Annotated in this window: 10 protein-coding genes; 1 reads left to right on the plus strand and 9 read right to left on the minus strand. The window is 53.3% G+C overall.

Features of this window, described 5'->3' with window-relative positions; translation table 11 throughout:
* Positions 1-259: 259 nt before the first annotated feature.
* Entirely contained in the window at positions 260-1,288 is a 1,029-nt protein-coding gene (locus J2I46_RS22775; protein ID WP_207331363.1) for a LacI family DNA-binding transcriptional regulator, read from the plus strand.
* 182 nt (positions 1,289-1,470) lie between these two features.
* Here the strand turns inward: J2I46_RS22775 and J2I46_RS22780 are convergent, their stop codons facing one another.
* The 9 genes from J2I46_RS22780 to J2I46_RS22820 all read right to left on the minus strand — a co-directional run bounded on the left by J2I46_RS22780 (position 1,471) and on the right by J2I46_RS22820 (position 17,492).
* A complete protein-coding gene (locus J2I46_RS22780; RefSeq protein ID WP_207331364.1) occupies positions 1,471-2,091 on the minus strand; it encodes an HAD family hydrolase in 621 nt (206 codons plus the stop codon).
* 383 nt (positions 2,092-2,474) lie between these two features.
* Positions 2,475-3,326 carry a sugar phosphate isomerase/epimerase family protein gene (locus J2I46_RS22785; protein WP_229379894.1) on the minus strand — a complete coding sequence of 284 codons (852 nt, stop codon included), beginning with the start codon at positions 3,324-3,326 and terminating at the stop codon, positions 2,475-2,477.
* Positions 3,327-3,427: 101 nt separating this feature from the next.
* Entirely contained in the window at positions 3,428-4,540 is a 1,113-nt protein-coding gene (locus J2I46_RS22790) for a Gfo/Idh/MocA family protein (protein WP_207331365.1), read from the minus strand.
* A 73-nt stretch (positions 4,541-4,613) separates the two neighbouring features.
* Positions 4,614-5,387: a ThuA domain-containing protein gene (locus J2I46_RS22795; protein ID WP_207331366.1), complete on the minus strand. Its 774-nt coding sequence runs from the start codon at positions 5,385-5,387 to the stop codon at positions 4,614-4,616.
* Positions 5,388-5,522: 135 nt separating this feature from the next.
* Positions 5,523-9,116 carry a PVC-type heme-binding CxxCH protein gene (locus J2I46_RS22800; RefSeq protein ID WP_207331367.1) on the minus strand — a complete coding sequence of 1,198 codons (3,594 nt, stop codon included), beginning with the start codon at positions 9,114-9,116 and terminating at the stop codon, positions 5,523-5,525.
* Positions 9,117-9,150: 34 nt separating this feature from the next.
* Complete coding sequence (locus J2I46_RS22805; RefSeq protein WP_207331368.1) at positions 9,151-11,229, minus strand: CehA/McbA family metallohydrolase domain-containing protein; 2,079 nt, start codon at positions 11,227-11,229, stop codon at positions 9,151-9,153.
* Between the two features lie 73 nt (positions 11,230-11,302).
* A complete protein-coding gene (locus J2I46_RS22810; protein WP_207331369.1) occupies positions 11,303-12,040 on the minus strand; it encodes a DUF3823 domain-containing protein in 738 nt (245 codons plus the stop codon).
* Positions 12,041-12,071: 31 nt separating this feature from the next.
* Positions 12,072-13,940 (minus strand): RagB/SusD family nutrient uptake outer membrane protein, encoded by a 1,869-nt coding sequence (locus J2I46_RS22815; RefSeq protein WP_207331370.1) that lies wholly within the window; start codon positions 13,938-13,940, stop codon positions 12,072-12,074.
* A 30-nt stretch (positions 13,941-13,970) separates the two neighbouring features.
* Positions 13,971-17,492: a SusC/RagA family TonB-linked outer membrane protein gene (locus J2I46_RS22820; protein ID WP_229379895.1), complete on the minus strand. Its 3,522-nt coding sequence runs from the start codon at positions 17,490-17,492 to the stop codon at positions 13,971-13,973.
* Positions 17,493-17,563: the final 71 nt, after the last annotated feature.

Consider the following 17,563-nt stretch of genomic DNA (forward strand, 5'->3'; position numbering starts at 1 on the left):
GCTGCAACATCAGAAGCCGGTAGAAAGTAGCTGTATCGATGAATGTCTATGCAGGAAATGAGCGTACCAAGCTATTTACTGACCAGATTGAAAATATCTTCGTGCAAACGTTTGCGGAAACGTTTGCATTCGAGAGATTCTAACTAAACATTGGATGCGGGCTAGACTACTTTGGACTTATAGCCAATTTATTAGGCTATCTAACTTGCTACAGAATCGAAAGAGCTAACCAGGAATAATACTATTTACCAATTCCCTTATGAGAAGCACGCCGGTTACGATAAAAGACATTGCCAGGGCTCTGAATATCTCAATTTCAACAGTCTCACGGGCGTTGCGGGGCATGCCGGAGATTCATGCGGATACAAGAGCGGCAGTGATGCGCCTTGCCGAGGAACTGGATTACCAACCCAATCAACTGGCGAAGAATCTGCTCAAAAGCCGCACCCGCACCATTGGCGTCATTGTGCCAAACCTGAGCTACTATTACTTTTCGGCGATGCTCAACAGCATTGAAGAGGCCGCCATGCAGGCGGGTTACAGCGTGCTCGTCTGCCAGTCGAATGAATCATACCTGCGCGAAGCCACCCACGTTCAGAATCTGCTCCGCAGTCAGGTAGAAGGCTTCATTATTTCTCTCTCACGCGACACCGACAATTGCGAACACGTAGACCGGCTGGTCAGGAAAGGCATTCCCGTTGTCTTGTTCGACCGGTATGCCGATTCAATTGCGGCAGATAAAGTCATCGTCAACAACCAGGAGGCCGCCTACAATGCTACCATGCATTTAATCGAAAACGGCTGTAAACGCATTGCAGTTTTGGCAGGCCCGCCCCAGTTACTCATCAGCAACGAGCGACTGGCTGGTTACCGGGCTGCCCTAACCAATGCCGGATTAGTCGAAGACAAATCGTATATCCTCCACTGCGATTTCACGCCCGAACGTACCCGGCAGCAAGCCCTAGCCCTGATGAAACTTCCCGAACCGCCTGATGGCCTGCTGACCATCAGCGACCGAATTGCTCTGGTGGCACTGTTCGCCTTGAAAGAAAAAGGGCTTCGAATACCCGACGATTTGGCTGTGGTAAGTTTCAATAACGAGCCCCTGTGCGATTTTCTGACGCCATCGCTAAGCAGCATCAGCCAGCCGATTCAGGAGATGGGCATGGAGACCGTACGCCTCTTATTAAAACAAATAGAAGCCGCCGACACGGAAGCCTACGTACCTGAAACGAAAGTGATGAGCACTGAATTAGTCATCCGCGAATCGTCGCGGAAGAGGAAGTGAGCGCGAGACGAGCGACTGATGATGCGTTGGTGTTCAGCAGGTGCGGCTTGCAATGAACAACTGACAACGAAAAACCCCACAGAAGATGACTTCGCGTACAGACGATGCCACTCCTATGGAGTTCAGTGAGCGAAATGTCGGGGGCTTTCCCACAAAGATGGCCCCTTGTAGAGGTGCTTTTTTTAGAGGCGTTTCTCAAGCATTACGCCGAAATCAGCTAGTCGAGACCGTAGGTCGTCGGGGCTGATGAAGTGGATACTTTGGATACCGATTGCTTCGGCGGCGAGGATATTCCGGTAATTGTCGTCGATGAACAGGGCCGTTGACCGGTCGATGTCAAATCGATCGAGGAGAGTGTTGTAAAAAGAAGCGAAGGGCTTCCGGTCTTTTTCAGCACCTGAGACGAGGATGCCGTCGAACCACGACAGAAAATCGAACTGCGCCAGGGCAATCGGAAACGTCTCGGCCGACCAGTTGGTGAGGGCGTAAAACTTGTATTGGCCAGTAGCCTTCAGCGCCGAAAAGATATCGACGGTTCCTTGAATGGGCCCGCCAAGCATCTCTGTCCAACGTCCGTAATAGGCTCGAATGGCTGTTTCATGCTCTGGAAATTGGGTTAACAACAGATCGGTTGCCTCCTGCAGGGAGCGGCCACCGTCCTGTTCTTCGTTCCAGTCGGGAGTACAGACCGTGTTCAGGAAGGCGTTACGTTCAGCTTCGTCGGCAAAAATGGTTTTATACAGGTAATGCGGATTCCAGTCGATGAGCACCGCGCCCAGATCGAAAATAATGGTCTTAATCATGCAAGGGATTGGGTAATTCGATTACTTGTTGAGTGGTTGATTTGGCAATGATCTTCTCCAAATCTGTTGATCTGGAATCGCACTGACAATAATAAGTGCATAAAGATGAATCGTAAAACCCCGAAGGGGTGGAATGTTAATAGAAAACGGTTTTCGTCCATCAAACAAAGCCCCGTATGGGGCGATATGTATAGGGCGCTACAATAGAGCTACATATCGCCCCATACGGGGCTCTAAGCGAGTTGGGGATTGTTATTTGCTATTGATATATCACCCCTGCGGGGTTACCCCAAGAGCAATCATTCGCATAAATCATTGAAAATTAATCATTTAACAGAAAGGCTACCCGATCTCTTGATGACTCAATCCCTTGATTCGCCCAATTAACGAAACAACGATTTGTAGAAAGCGAGACCTTCGCTGGCCAGTTCATCGGCGCTGTTGGCGAGTGGACGCCAGATGGAAGCGGCTTTGGCTAATTCTTCGGACGGTGCACCGAACGTTTCGATCACAACCGCACCCTCATAGCCAATCTCGGTGAGCGCTTCGTTGATACCGCTCCAGTCTACGTTGCCGGTACCGGGCGTCCCCCGATCGCTTTCGTTCCCCTGCACATGGCACAGCAACTCACGCCCGATCTTCCGAATGGTAGCCGGAATATTCTTCTCTTCAATGTTATTATGGAACGTGTCGAGCGAGATTTTGATGGACGAATGACCAATCTCATTCACCAGCGACAACGCTTGATCAGCCGTATTGATCATGTCGGTTTCGAAGCGGTTGAGCGGCTCCACACCGACCACAACGCCGCACGATTTAGCGATATCGCCTACTTCGCGCAGGCTTTCGATGCACCAGGTACGTTCCTGTAGCTTGCGTTCGTCGGATACCAGCCGCGTTTTACCCACCGCCGAATAGACCGGCCCGGTGAAGATCGGACTACCCATCTCTTCGGCAATACGCAGACAGTCGACAATGTAGGTGAACCCGTTTTTCCGGATGGCAGCATCGTCACTGGAAATGTCGCGATTCGGGCCAAACGCACCGCTGATAGTTACATTGAGCCCCATTTCGTTGGCCAGCTTTTTCAGCCGTGGCCAGTCGATCAGGTCTTTATCTTCCACGGCTACTTCAATAATATCGTACCCCATATCGGCTACTTTATGAAGCAGATCGAACGACGCCGTGGAAAATGGCGATACCCAGACAAAGGTGCTAACACCAAATTGAATCATGTGTGCTGAGGTTATACGAACTTCTCGCTGGAATTGCTTTGCGTGCGGGCCCTTCGACCGCAAAGCAATTCCAGCGAGAGAGCAAGTAACTAGTTACTAGGTTAGAACCGGGGAATGGTGATGCGCTCGCCGCCTTTCATGGCTGATTCGTGGGCACAGATACCGGCGAGAGTGTAGTTGGCAGCAAGTTCAGCATCAACAGCGGAGTCGCGCCCTTCTACGATGGCGGCTACAAATTCCTGCACCAGGTGCGGATGCGATCCGCCGTGACCAGCCCCTTGCAGGAACGATACGTGGTTGGGATCATCGATCTTTTCGCGCTTGGTGAAGTGCTTGATCGGATCAATCAGCAGTTCGTCGGTGTCGGGTACGTTGATACGTTTGGCATTCTCACCGCCGTCGAAAATAACATGCTCTTCGTCCTGAAGCTGCTCCCATTCGAACGACATCTTGGTGCCATACACATCATAGCTCTCGCGGTACTGCCGCACCACGTCGAACAGGGAACGAGTAGCTTCGGCCACAACGTCGGAATCTTTCAGCGTAAACGTGGCTGTTTCAACGGCGAAGGGAGATCCGTAGCGGCTGGCCAGATCGTCGCTCAGGCGGCCAGAACCGTGGCAGACAACGGTTTCGGCGGTCGTGTTGTTGATCCGCAGCAGCGGCGAAATGGCGTGGGTGCCGTTAAGCATCGGCGGATAGCCTTTCCAGTATTCTCCCCAGCCTTCCATGCTCATATCCTGAATGTGAGAGCCTCTAACAAACTGAATACGACCCAGCTCCCCCGTTTCCGCCAGTTTCAGACCGTACAGAAATTCGCGGGTATATAAGGCAGTTTCCATCATCATGTACACTTTTCCAGCCTTCCGCTTGGCTTCAACAATGGCTTTGCAGTCCTCAACCGTCATGGCCATCGGGATCGTGCAGGCCGTGTGTTTATTGGCGTTCAGCGATGCCAGCACCATGCGGGCGTGGTCGGGAACGGGCGTGACCACGTGGATGGCGTCAACGTCGGCGCGGCCAGGTACGTCCTCAAAATTTTCAAAACACAGATCAGGGTCGAGATTGAATTTTGCCGCCAGTTCATCCAGCGTTTTCCGGTTGCGGGTACAGATACCTACGGCCTTAATATTGGGATGACTCTGGTAGATGGGAATGAATTCTTTGCCGAATCCCATGCCTACGATGACGACGGTAATTTGCTGATCACTCATGACGAATGCAGTCGATTTATGAATTGATAAATAGGAAATGTTGGTTGGCGTAGCCCTGCTGTGGCTACGCCGTTTACTTCTTAGCAACCCACTTCACGGAGTTGAGCAGCATGGCCTGGTAATTGGCAATGTTGTGCGACTCGGCATCGTGGCCCAATGCCAGCCCTACAATGCGGGCTTTGGGGTGTTTCACCACGAAAACAGATGGGAAGATCTTGTCGGAAGTGGCTACGCTCGAACTGGCCAGCACTTCGACACCCGGACCGGTTGGATCCGGGATGAAGTAGTACCGCTCGTCTTTCAGGGTGAATTTAGGCTCAACGCCTTTCATCACCGGGTGGCCCGTTTCGTTTACCGTCACCTCAAACGAGCCATAGCGATCGTGCCCGCGCGAACCGCCGCTGACAATGTTCTGGTTGTAGGCAGGCCAGTCTTTCCAGTTGTACCACATGGCAGCGTGCGCAATGATCATCCCTTTTCCAGCGTCGGCGAAATCGGTGATTGCCTGGCGAATAGCCGGGTTTGTGATCGGGCGGTTGTTGCTCAGGTACAGTACGTCGGCCTGGGGCAGGTACGTCATGATCGAGTCGGGGTCGCCCACGTAATTGACTGTAGCGAACCCATCGCGACTAAGGGTTTGTCCATCTACGTTTCGGTACCACATGCCGAAATTGTGCGACGTGCCGCCGCCTACCATCAGCACCCGGATGGGTTTACCCGATGTCGACGAGCCTGCCGAACTTGTTTTGCACTGAGTGAGCAACAACGCGAAACCCAGTAGCAGTCCACTCAGCAATAACGAGCGGGGAATTGTACCGAGCACGATGCGAAACGATTGTTTATTCATGACGATTGGAAATTAGATTAGGGACTAGATGCTGAAAGGGTGTTAGTGTCTTTGTGTTGCTTTGTGTTGCTGGCGCTTAGCCCTTCGACAGGCTAGGCGCCAGCAATACACGCGAAACAACGCGAACACAACTGATCATTTGCTCGCTGGCGCCGGCGCTTTTTCTACCCGCATCACGCCGCGCATGATACTCCAGTGGCCGGGGAACGTGCAAACGAACGGATAATCGCCGGGTTGGGTGGGTGCCGTAAACTCCAGCGTGAATGATTCGCCGGGGTTCACCAGTTTGGTAGAGGCCAGCACTTCGGGCATTTGTGGCACGTAGTTCCGCTCAACGGCTTTTGGGTCACGCGACAACGCATCAGCTGCCTTACCGACCTTTTCGGCCATACCGGGCTTGCAGATCACCAGGTTATGCTGCATGATATCGGGATTTTCGAGCGTCAGCACAACGGGCAATCCGGCTTTCACCGTAATCATCTTCGTATCGTACTTCATCTGTTCTTCCACCACCCTGATCGTCAGTACGGTTGCTTTGTCATTGGTTACCGCTTTTGCCGTTGTTACCGGCGGAGCACCCGTTGGTTTTCTCACTTCAAGCGTGGCATTCTGCACATTCCCTACAAAGTCGAACGGCGTTGTGTAAGCACCCGCATACGCACCGATCGAGTTTTCTGTCGTTACGTCACGCTGCGAGCGAATCACGTCGGCCAGTGGTTTGGTGAAGAGCGACGGTGCTTTTGCTTTCGCCATTTCCTTTCCATTGACCAGCACAATCATGTCGCCGTTGTTCACAAAGCGGCTTTCGAAGTCGAATTTCTCGGGTAGTGGGTCCGTCGTGGCGGCGGTATAGACCTGCCCGTTCTGCTTCACAGCCATTGTCAGGTGACCATCTTTCATGTATAGTCCATAGCCAGCATCCTGGCCGCCTTGTCCAACGATGAAGCCTTCCATGTCCCGATTTCCTTTGGCGGCAGACCCCTTCACGATGATCTCGCGACCCGTAACGTCGGGAGGCAGCGCGATGGTGGCGCGGCGCTGCAGGGCATATACTTCCTGATTGATACCTGACAACAACCGACGGTTCAGGCTTTTTTCGGATGTGGTAGCACCCGGATTCCTGGTGGCTTCGGCCAGAAAACCTTCGCGGTGAACGGCGGCAGCAGCAAACAACGCCCGGCCAATCCACTCATCAGCCTCATTCTCAGACTGCAGCGACGCCCGGTAAAGAGCAGCGCCAACCGCATCAGACGGAGGCATTGCCGCCAGGGCCAGCATGGCGGCCATCCGCACGTTCAGATTTGGGTCGTTCATCAGACCTACTTTTTGGAGTATATCCAGCGTCTGGCCGGTACGCGGTAACACATCGATGGCCGCTTTGCGTACACCAGCCGCCTTGTGCGACAGAGCCGCCGACACCGCCTGGATTGCCTCGTTGTTCGAGCCCGACAACGTACCCAGCCCGTGCAACGTCCAGATGGCGTGCACAGCTGGACTATTCAGGCCAATGGCGTCTACTTCAGGGCTGGCGATGATGCGATACAGATCAGGCAAAAGAGCCGTATTCTTCGATTCCACGATCAGGCGCTGGGCCGTCATCCGCCAGAACATGTTGTCGCTTTTCAGGGCGGCAATCAGACCGGCGGGGTCATTCTTCGATAACGTTACTGGCTTGTAGGGCTGCGCTTTTTTGTAAACGACACGGTATACGCGGCCAAAATTGATATCGCGAAGCGGACTATCGAAGGCGTTACCCTGGCCACGTGGTTGCTCTTTGAACGGAAGCACCATCTGCGACGGGGCCTGCCGCTCCACAAACACGTTATGCTGGATAATGAAGTTATACCAGTCGGCTACCCACAAAGCACCATCCGGTCCAACTTCGGCCTGCACAGGCCCAACCCATTCGTCGGAGCTGGCCAGAAAGTTCCAGCCATCCTTCTCCGCAAATCCGGCTCCATTCGGTTCAACCACGGCGTTGTGAATGACCCGTACAGTTGGCTCACAGACAAACGCAACCCGGTTCCAGTAGGATTTCGGGAAGCTGCGGGCGGTGTAAAAATGATGCCCCGCGGCCGAGGTGAAACCACCCACTACATCGACCTGCCGCATGTTCGGCGTCATGGTATGCGAATCGTAGTGCCCGTCAATCTTCTGCACGGCCTGCATGGTTGAGCCGGGCAAATTGCGCTGCATATACCGTGAAGGCATTGAATAGAACGCGCTGTGGGTGTTGTTGGCCGTTGAGATAAACACGTTATTATCTTCCGAAAAGCCTAGTCCCCAGGTATTGTTACTGGTATTGGCCAGAAAATCGACGTTCGTTCCATCCGGGTTCAGGTTATACACGCCCGTGCGGAAGTTCATCAGCTTACCATCGCGGGTGGTGCCGTTATAGCCCGAGCCAACCACGCCCCATATCTTGTTGTTGAAGCCGTATTGCAGGTTCGACGGGCCGAAGTGCGTGTCGTTTTTCTCCCAGCCGCTCATGATGTTCTCCCGCACGTCGGCCTTATCGTCGCCGTTGGTGTCTTTCAGGAAAACCAGATGCGGTGCCATAGCAACGACCACGCCACCGTTGGCAAAAACCATACTGGTCGGAATATTCAGCTTGTCGGCAAAGACCGTGAATTTGTCAGCTTTCCCATCGCCGTTGGTGTCTTCACAGATCTTGATCCGGTCGTTAGCCGCGCCGTCCGTCTCCAGAAACGTATTTGGATAATCGACCGACTCTACGATCCAGAGGCGACCGCGTTCGTCCCACGACATGGCGATCGGATTTGTGATATCGGGCTCAGCCGCGAACAGTTGAATATCGAAATCAACCGGCACTTGCATGAGCTTCACCGATTCTTCGGGCTTCAGGGCTTCCTGCATTTTTGGTACCATATACCGTTTCGTATAATCGCCAATAGCAATGCCCGCCGCGTCGTAAATGTCCACTTTCGGAATGGTCAGCTGGGCAATCTGTTTCTTAACCGGTTCACCCAGGGCCCACAACACGCCGTTGTTCACCAACTCCCGGAAGCCGGGGTTAGTCCAGGTGCTGTCGTTATGCCCGTAGGCCGTGTAGAAGACCCGCCCTTTGCCCTGGGTACGTACCCAGGTGTATGGTTCCTGCCGGTCGCCCTCCTTCCGGGCCGTCAGCACGGTCATGTCGGGGTTGAGGTTCTGGTGCACGTACGTTTCATCCCAGGAAGTAGTAAACGGAGCCAGCCCCTGCATCACCGGGTGGTTTTTGTTGACGATAACCGCCGCGATTGACCCCGTTTTGTGCGACTTGAACTGACCGCCGATCGTTTTGATATACCAGGCCGAATTCTTGAAGCAACCCGACGCCGAATGAAGCGGAATCAGGCCCTTTCCTCCTTCCACAAAACTCTTCATGGCCATCTCCTGCGACGGCGATAAACTATCATGGTTGGCGTAGATAATCAGGCCGTCGTAGTGACTCAGATTTTCTTCGTTCAGATCATTGAGATTGGTCGTGTACGTCAGGTTTACGCCCTTCTTGAAGAGCGAAATAGCCAGCCAGGGCGCGTACTTACCCGAATCGTGGTGTTTGCCCGTGTTCCCCAGAAAAAGTACTTCGCCCCGCCGGGGGCCTGTCGCACCCGATTGACTCAGGTTTGTGCCCTGATTAGCGGGTTGCCGACTAGTTCGGGCAGTATTTGTGCAGCCCTGGTACAGCATGAACGCCAGCAGCAGGGGAAAAATAGACCATTTCATAAGCGATTCGTCAGAAAGAAAAGGTGATTGTCGGTTAAGGTTGAAGCCAGACCTGTTGAGTGAATGCCCCGTTTACGGCCGCGTCCCATACTTCGACGCGTACCCAGGTTTTGTTTTTAAGATTGGTCGTAAACCGGTACTGTCTTTTTCCGAATGGAAGGGTATTGGTCAGGTCAATACGCTCACGGTAGACCTGTTTCCCATCGCCGGAAATGATCTCGGCAAACGTGAGTGGAAACGTCCAGTTGATGTCGAGCACCACCGCTGCTTTTCCGTCGGCAGGTACGTTCAGTGTTTCACCCGCACCCTTTCCATTCACGGTAAAGGTGGGCAACATCACCTCGCCCGTGGTGACAAAAAACTTGCCCTGTTTCATCACGTCCAGAATGGGTTGCCAGCCCTGCTTGTAATCGGGTAATTTATCGAGCTGTAGGTAATTGACATTCAGGTGGGCGTACGTCTCATTCTCCGGCTCCATCGAGAAGATATCCGACTCAGCAATGACGTGCTTTTTATACCCCCAGTTGGCCATGTCGTCCATCAGGTCCAGCACACGCGGGCTGAGGCGCGGCAACGACAGATCAGCGGGGATGTTTTTCCAGGCAGCGCCGAAAAAATGGTCCGATTTGTAGAAGTCCTCGTCCTTGTATTTATCCGGAAAACCCGTTGATCCTTTGGTGCGGGCGTGGGCGGTCCAGGCAAGGCCATTCTCGGCTTCCAGCAGGTGCAGCATATCGGTCTTGTCGGCGATCCGATACACTTTTCCGTACCGTGGATCATTCGTCACAAACGGCATCTCGGCCTTGCGCGACATAATCCAGTAGACAGGTTTGGGAAAGAAGTCGAGCCAATGGCCGCCGAAAAAGTTGTTTGGTTCTTCACCGGGCAGCAGCAAAAAGTCCTTGTCTGATAGCCGCTCGCATTCACCGAACAGCGTCTTCAACTCCAGCAGCCGTTGCTCATCGGGCCCTTTCGGATGACCCGGACCGTGAAATTCGGCCAGGTGAACGATGTTGACGCCCGAATTTTTGAACACCTTCACGAAGTTGGGTATCTCTGGCACCGGCTTTCCAGCCAGCACGGTGTTCATGGTATGCTCGTTATGAAAATGGCTCGACATGGTTTTATAGCCTGCCACTTCCGGATACTTGTCGTTATGGGTGAATTTTTTCACCTCGGCCAGCGCAACGGCGGGTTGATCGGTGCTGAGGAGACAGAAAAAGTTGAGCCGTTGCTGCGTACCCGGCGGTGCATTGACCCACGGCACCCAGCGTTTATCACCCATCAGATCCTGGCGAATACCGATACCGAAATCAGGCACCAGGCTCCGGTAATTGGTACCAAACCAGGTAAAATCCAGGTTATAGGCTTCGTCGAGCGGATAGAAATACTGGTGCGGCGCCGGAAAAACGGCCAGACTACCGTTGGCAGTACTGCCAATGATGGTCCGGTATTTTACGGCCTGTGCTTTGTTAAGTTGCTTCAGATCGACGGGCATCTGCTGAAGCTTATTGTCGGTGTCGGACCAGGAAAGCGTTGTCCAGCCCGGCCTTTTGCCCACCAGGCCAGCATCATACAGAATCGCCGTGGAATCGACCTGCGTAGCCATCACTGCCGCCACATTGACGAGCGGGCTACCCTGATACACCGTAATTTCGATGGCTCCGTTGAATGTGGCCGCGTGTGCGTCGCCAATGCGCAGCACGGTTCGGGTGCCCACCGTGGTTACGCTGGCCTGGCGTTTGGTCAGCTCAACGGCGTGGGCCTTCGACGGCAGCTTGTTGGTTTTGTCGAAGAAGATGTTCCAGCCATTCTGCGAGATCAGATCCCGTTTGCCGATCGTTAACACAAAGGCCGGATTGAGGTCGGTTGCCAATTCGACGAAGCGCCCGCTTTTCGACAATTGCACGTGGCTAAAGAGTGGTTTTTCAGCGGCCAGATTAACGACCAGACGCCCGGTTTCTTTACCTGCCGCGGGCCAACTCAATACCAGTTCACTTCCCTGTCGACTAACGCTGGTCGGGCTAGTTTTAACGTACCTGGACAGATCGACGGGCACTTGTGCCGATGCGGTCAGCACTGTAAACCAGAACAGGAAAAGACAATTTTTCATCGTGAGAAGGGGCAAACAAAGACAAAACCAGGGACTTCCATGTGCACCACATAAAGCCCCTGGTTTGCGTAGGCTACTGCAATGTAACCTTCTGAACAGGCGTGTAGATCATATCTTCAACTCCCGTGATTTTCAAGCCAATGCGTACATATACGTAGCTCTGCGACGGTACCAGGGCAGGTACGTCGGCCGTGGTCAGGTTTACGGTGTTTAAGTCCGTAATAGCTGATCCGGCCAGGTTAGCCGCCAGGATGCTGTTACCCGCATCGACAAACTGCGATTTGTTCACGTACAGCGACACACGCTCCACCGTTTTGCCGTTGACAGCATCAGTGATCACTTTCTCCAGCTTCACGCTGCCCGCCACCTTACGGCCACTCACCGTGAACTGAGGCGAACGCACCATGTAATAAGGCGTCACTTCAATGTCCATCTGCTGGCTACCCCGCAGGTTCAGCGTCAGGCTATCGGGGTTGTTGGCAGCGGTACGTTTCCAGAGGAAAGGACCTTGTCCGTTTGGTACAATGAGCTTGTAATCGCCATCAAACAGCAAGGAGGTAAACGAGCCGTCCTGCGCAACAGGAACCCGGATGGAACTCCGGTTATTGTAGGCCTGCTGCCAGAGCTCGATAAACACCGGAAAGTCAGATACGTTACCCGTGGCCACGTTGGCGCTCTGCATCAGCAGGGGCTCACCTTTATACACGATGCGACCGGCAAAGGTCGATTTTGGGGGCTCGAAATTATCTTTATCGCAGGCGGCTAATCCGAGAAGCAGAAGGGCCAGTGCGGGGAAGCTAAACGTTTTCATGGTCATAAAGTCTTGTGCTGTAGTGAGCATCTTATTGGTTAGGATTTCTGACAATGAGCGGGTTATTGTTCACAATGGCATCGCTGATGCGCGAATAGTAATTACCCAGCCGGAAAATGTGGCTCTGCGTTACCCGACCCGACAACACCTTACGGAAGACCCATTTGTTGTTATTGGCCCCGCCTGGATTATACACTTTGTAGGGCCAGAGGCTGAATACCCTTGTGCTTGGCTCCGTAGCTTTGCCGGGTTGCGTGGTCAGGTCAGATGTACTACCATCCCACACGATGTGGGCAATGCGCCACCGCTTGTAATCCCATAGTTCATGGTTCTCAAACGCCAGTTCTACTTTGCGCTCGTGCACGATTCGATCGAAGGTGATGTCTCCCGCCGTTAGGGGAATCACCAGGCCAGCCCGGTCACGAACGGGTTTCATGTAAGAGGCTGCCAGCGCATTGTTGCCCAGCTCGAACGCTGCTTCGGCCGCATTGAGCAGCACTTCGGCGTAGCGATAACGTACCTGCCATACCTCGCTCTGCGTACCGATCTGGCCGGAACCAACCGCCGGGTCATTGTACTTACGCATGTAGAAACCGCCCTGCGCCGATCCATCATACCCTTCAATGGGACCAGACAGACCAACCACCTGCACCGATGCGCCATTAACCGTTTTCAACTGACCCAGTTTATCGCCCGACAGAATGCTGCCGTCACCCAGAATCAGTCCGGCCCAGATGTCGATTGAGCGATCTTTAAACGTAGCCCCCGGCACGAGGGCTGTACCCCGCAGGCGGGCATCGCGGCCGGCAAACAGGTCTTCCTGCTTATCGTAGTAGATGTAATCGTTGGCGTTGCCTTTGTTGATCGGCAGCGGCGCAAACGTGTTGTCTAGTTTCTCGTACGATTGCACCAGGTTCAGCGACGGGTTCAGACGGCCGCCCCGTTCACCCTCTTCGGTGATGGCTCGAGGCTGATTGTCCAGCGCAAAGCCGTGGACCTTACCGCTTTTCAGCTTGAAATCCTCCACAAAAATCACTTCGGGGTTGTTCGCTTTATCGAGGAACAGCGCCGCGAAATTGTCAGACAGATCAGGCCGTTTCTGATAGAGCGAATACAAGCCTGAGTTGATCAGTTCCTGCGAAGCCGCCAGTGCCGTCTGGTAATAGGCCGTTGCCTTTGAGGCCGGTATACCAACCTCACCGTTTGGCAATGATACCGACGGTGTGTTTACGCCGTACTTGGCAATAGACCCGGCATACAAGGCTGCCCGCGCTTTAGTGGCTACCGCCAGCCCATAGGTAGCGCGTGATTTTTCGCCGGGTGTGTTCGGTAAAATGGATTTGATGGCCTCCATTTCACTGATCACATAGTCGTAAATCTCCGATTCTTTGGCCCGCGCTTTCCGGAGTGGTGTGGCATCGCCGCTGTAATCGTAGGTCAACGGTTCCGTAATGAGCGGAACACCACCGTGGCGTTTTACCAGCTCAAAGTAGGCATTGGCACGCAGATACCGGCCTTCTGCCGAGAACCGGGCTTTATCGGCGGGGGTCAGCTTAGTGGCCGCTTCAACCCGCTGAATGAACAGGTTTATTTCGCGGATATAGCCGTAATCCCAGTAGCCCCAGTCGTCGTAGCTGTATTCCCGGTTCTGGTGCCGCCCGTAATCGCCCGAGGCAAACGCTTCATCGAAGCTGGCGTACAAACCCATGTTACTAGGCTTTACCAGGTCAGGAATCCGGTTGTATAAATCCGTTACCGCCGATAACACCAACCGGGAGTCAGAGTAGACGTCATCCAGCAGGAGAATCGTCGTTGGCTTTACATTCAAAAAATCCTGGTCGCTCGAGCATCCACTACCCAGAGTGAGCGCACCGATCAACACACCTATATACTTTTTCATCGCTAATTATCTAAAAATTAGACAGTTGATTTAAAAACCTAAATTAAGACCTACGTTAACCAGCTTGTTTTGCGGGTATTGCAGGCCGTTTTCATCCTGCACTTCGGGGTCGAGACCATACGAGCGGGCGTTGTCGATCGAGAACAGGTTATAGGTATTGACGAAAATGCGCAACTTCTGAATCTTCGCTTTGCTGGTCAGGCTTTGAGGCAGTGTGTAGCCAATTTCGTTGGTCCGGTTGCGGAAGTACGACACGCTCACCAGCCACCAGTCTGAGTTACGGTTCAGGTTGCTATGCCCTGTTTCATTGTACCGGAGCGGAATGTTTTTTCCCGGTATCCAGGGACTATCCGGGTTGAGCGGATCCTGCCGGTGCCAGCGGTCATCGAACAGGTAATGGGGTACGTTACCCGTGTTCTGGAACGCATTCCGCTGCTCGTTGGTCCGGTTGAAGCCCATCAGTGAACCGGCCGAGAAGTCCATGGCGAAGTCGAAGCCTTTGTAGGAAATGGTGAAGAACAAACCACCCGACAGAATAGGCGTCTGGTTGATCGGATAGCCAATCGGCCGAACGTCGCGGTCATTGATGATCCCGTCACCGTTCACGTCGTTATACTTCAGGTCGCCGGGAAGCATGGTTTTGTTACCCTGACCGTCGTTATTGATCGTATAGGCATTGATCTCGTCCAGCGACTGGAACTGGCCAACAACCTGGTAACCCCAGAAAATATCACTATACCGGTTCTCGCGCGAATCGCGGTATTGTAGTAGCGAATTACCGTACTTCGGATTGTAAGGGGACAGGAAGCGGCGACGGGCGTAGGACACGTTACCACCAACCGTGAACCGCAGCCCATTGGCCAGGCGACCGTTGTAAGCCAGAGAGGCTTCACCACCCGAAACGGCATCGCGCTCCAGGTTTTCCTGTGGCAGGCTGTAGCCCAGTTCACTAGGCACAAAAATGTCGCTTTTTACGGCCGGTAAGCCATCACGAACGCGTTTGAAATAATCGACCGTACCACTCAGTTTACCACCAAACATAACGAAGTCCATGCCTACGTCGGTCACCTTGGCGGTTAACCACGAGAGACGGTCATTGGCAACACCCCGGTCACGAGCAGCTACCGTTGTATTACCCGACATGATACCAATACCCGAGTTGTAACCGTAACCGGCGATATACGCGTATGGATCAAGGTTGGCTCCATTTGGCTGAACGTTGTCGTCACCCAGTTGACCGTATGATGCCCGCACTTTCAGGTCGGTCAGCACCTGGCTGGTACCCATCATGTTTTTGAAAAAGGCCTCTTCAGAGATGCGCCATCCTGCCGAAACAGACGGGAACGTACCCCAGCGTTTACTTGGCGCAAATTTCCACGAGGCGTCTCGCCGGGCGGCTACTTCCAGGAAGTACTTATCGGCGTAGTTGTAGTTGAACCGACCAACGTACCCAACCCGAGCCTGGGTGTTGTCGTTATCATTATACGTGTCCGTATCAGCGAACTGGATCAACGGCAGCACATTGGTTTTTGGTACCGAGTGCACAAACACATCGCGCTCACGACGCAATAGGCGCTCGTTTAGCACCAGTGCGCTGATGTTATGCTTACCAAAGCTCCGGTTGTAGACTAATTGAATCTGGCTGATCGACTCGTTAATGTTGTTTTTTGCCCGTTCGCGGTAAGGGTTCGAGCTACCACCCGTCAGGTTATACACCTGCGTGGTCGGGTTATATGTGTAGGTATCGTAGGTATACTCGAAGATGTCGCGCTGTAGATCACGGAACATATACGAGTACAGCCCTTTTAGCGTCAGACCAGCAATTGGCGTCTGGTACTCGCCCGTCAGCTGCGGCGTAACCGAGTTGATCGTTTCCTCGAAGAAACCGGCTGCTTTGTAGTTCAGATAGCCCCAGTTTGAGGCGGGATTACTGATTGTGTTCAGGTACGCCGGGTTGTCATTGGCAAAAGGTCGTTCGCTGGGCCGATTCCGGAAAATGGCGAATTTGGGGGCGAAGTAGTCATCACCACCTGGTACGCCCGGGTTCTTCCGCGTTTCCTGACGGGCCGCTACGTTAACGCCAATCTTGATACGGTCGGTAATTTTCGCGTCGACGTTGGCCTGGAAGTTGGTCCGGTTGAAGAGAAATTCCCGCCCCAATACCGAGTTCTGATCCAGTCGGGTACCAGACACATAGTAGTTGATTTTATCCGATCCTCCGCTGGCACTCAGGTTAATGTTCGACTGCGGTGAATTATTCTTTACGATATAGTCGTACCAGTCAAAGTTCTGGTAGCCATATTCGGTGCCCGCCTTATACTTGTCGAGTTCAGCCTGCGTATAGCTGGTCGTGCCGTTTTTATTGACTTCAGCTTCAGCCTTGGCTACGTTCCAATCGTAGGCGTTGAGTACCGTTGGAAAGCGCATCCAGTTCTGAACGCCATAGTAAGCGTCCAGGTTAATGGTGCTTTTCTGGTTGGTTGCACCCCGTTTGGTGGTAACGATAATCACCCCGTTGGCCGCCCGTGACCCATAGATAGACGCCGAGGCATCTTTCAGTACGGTAATGTTGTCAACGTCGTTGGGGGCCAGGTTATCGAACTGCGATTTGTCTTTGGGAACGCCATCGATAATGAACAGCGGGTTACCTCCCATGTTCCGAATCTGGATATTGGCAGAAGCTCCCGGACGACCATCTGGCTGACGAAACTGAACGCCGGGGATTTTTCCCGCCAGCATCCCTGTCACCGTGGTGGCGTGTACCCGGCCAATATCTTTCGATGACACAGCCGAAATAGCCCCCGTCAGCGATTCTTTCTTCTGGGTACCATACCCGACAACCACCACTTCATTCAGCGACTGATCGGTGGGTTTCAGGTCGATCGTGATCGTTGTTTGCAACCCAACCGTAACTTCCTGATTGATAAAACCGATGTAGCTGAAGGTTAAGATAGCGTTGGCGTCAGGTACGTCGATCTGAAAATTACCGTTGGCGTCGGTTGTTGTGCCGCGCTGGGTACCTTTCAGAACAACGCTTACACCAGGCAGGCCTTCGTTGTTAGCCCCATCCCGTACGGTTCCGCGCACGGTCTTGTCTTTTGGTGCCACTACACGCACCGTCATCGAGTTGGCATCAGCTCCCTGAAGCGACCCAACAGGCGACAGAAACATGGCATCACCTAGATCTGAGGATGCTTTCGTGCGTGATTCGGGATGCGGGGCGGCTGGTGCTTCATTTATAGGTTGAATGACGTAATAATCTGCCACCTTCTTGTAGGTCAGGTGCTGCGGCGTCAACAGGGCCTCAAGCGCACTCTCCAGATTCGAGAGGCGTATCGTACTCCCATCAACATACTTATTTGCGATCATCTGATCATTGATGGCAAAGCGAACATTATGTTGCCTGGCCAGCCGATCCAGCCAGTCGCGCAGGAGGCGTACGTTACTCCTTCGGCTCGATGCTGGCGCTGATTGCTGTAGTTGTGGCTTATCAGATGCCAGCGCAAAATCCTGCGCTGAGGCTGTTCCTGCGCCACCACCTATCAGAGACATGCCTACCAAACAGGCTGCTTTTCTTAAGGAGAGTAGTGTTCTACACATATTGGGAAGAGACTAGTTTACAC

The sequence above is a fragment of the Fibrella forsythiae genome (assembly GCF_017353175.1).
GTDB lineage: Bacteria > Bacteroidota > Bacteroidia > Cytophagales > Spirosomataceae > Fibrella > Fibrella forsythiae.

Coding starts and splice junctions, on each gene's coding strand:
- J2I46_RS22800 (WP_207331367.1), bottom strand. CDS start 9,116: ATGAAATGGTCTATTTTTCCCCTGCTGCTGGCGTTCATGCTGTACCAG.
- J2I46_RS22810 (WP_207331369.1), bottom strand. CDS start 12,040: ATGAAAACGTTTAGCTTCCCCGCACTGGCCCTTCTGCTTCTCGGATTA.
- J2I46_RS22795 (WP_207331366.1), bottom strand. CDS start 5,387: ATGAATAAACAATCGTTTCGCATCGTGCTCGGTACAATTCCCCGCTCG.
- J2I46_RS22775 (WP_207331363.1), top strand. CDS start 260: ATGAGAAGCACGCCGGTTACGATAAAAGACATTGCCAGGGCTCTGAAT.
- J2I46_RS22815 (WP_207331370.1), bottom strand. CDS start 13,940: ATGAAAAAGTATATAGGTGTGTTGATCGGTGCGCTCACTCTGGGTAGT.
- J2I46_RS22780 (WP_207331364.1), bottom strand. CDS start 2,091: ATGATTAAGACCATTATTTTCGATCTGGGCGCGGTGCTCATCGACTGG.
- J2I46_RS22820 (WP_229379895.1), bottom strand. CDS start 17,492: ATGTCTCTGATAGGTGGTGGCGCAGGAACAGCCTCAGCGCAGGATTTT.
- J2I46_RS22790 (WP_207331365.1), bottom strand. CDS start 4,540: ATGAGTGATCAGCAAATTACCGTCGTCATCGTAGGCATGGGATTCGGC.
- J2I46_RS22785 (WP_229379894.1), bottom strand. CDS start 3,326: ATGATTCAATTTGGTGTTAGCACCTTTGTCTGGGTATCGCCATTTTCC.
- J2I46_RS22805 (WP_207331368.1), bottom strand. CDS start 11,229: ATGAAAAATTGTCTTTTCCTGTTCTGGTTTACAGTGCTGACCGCATCG.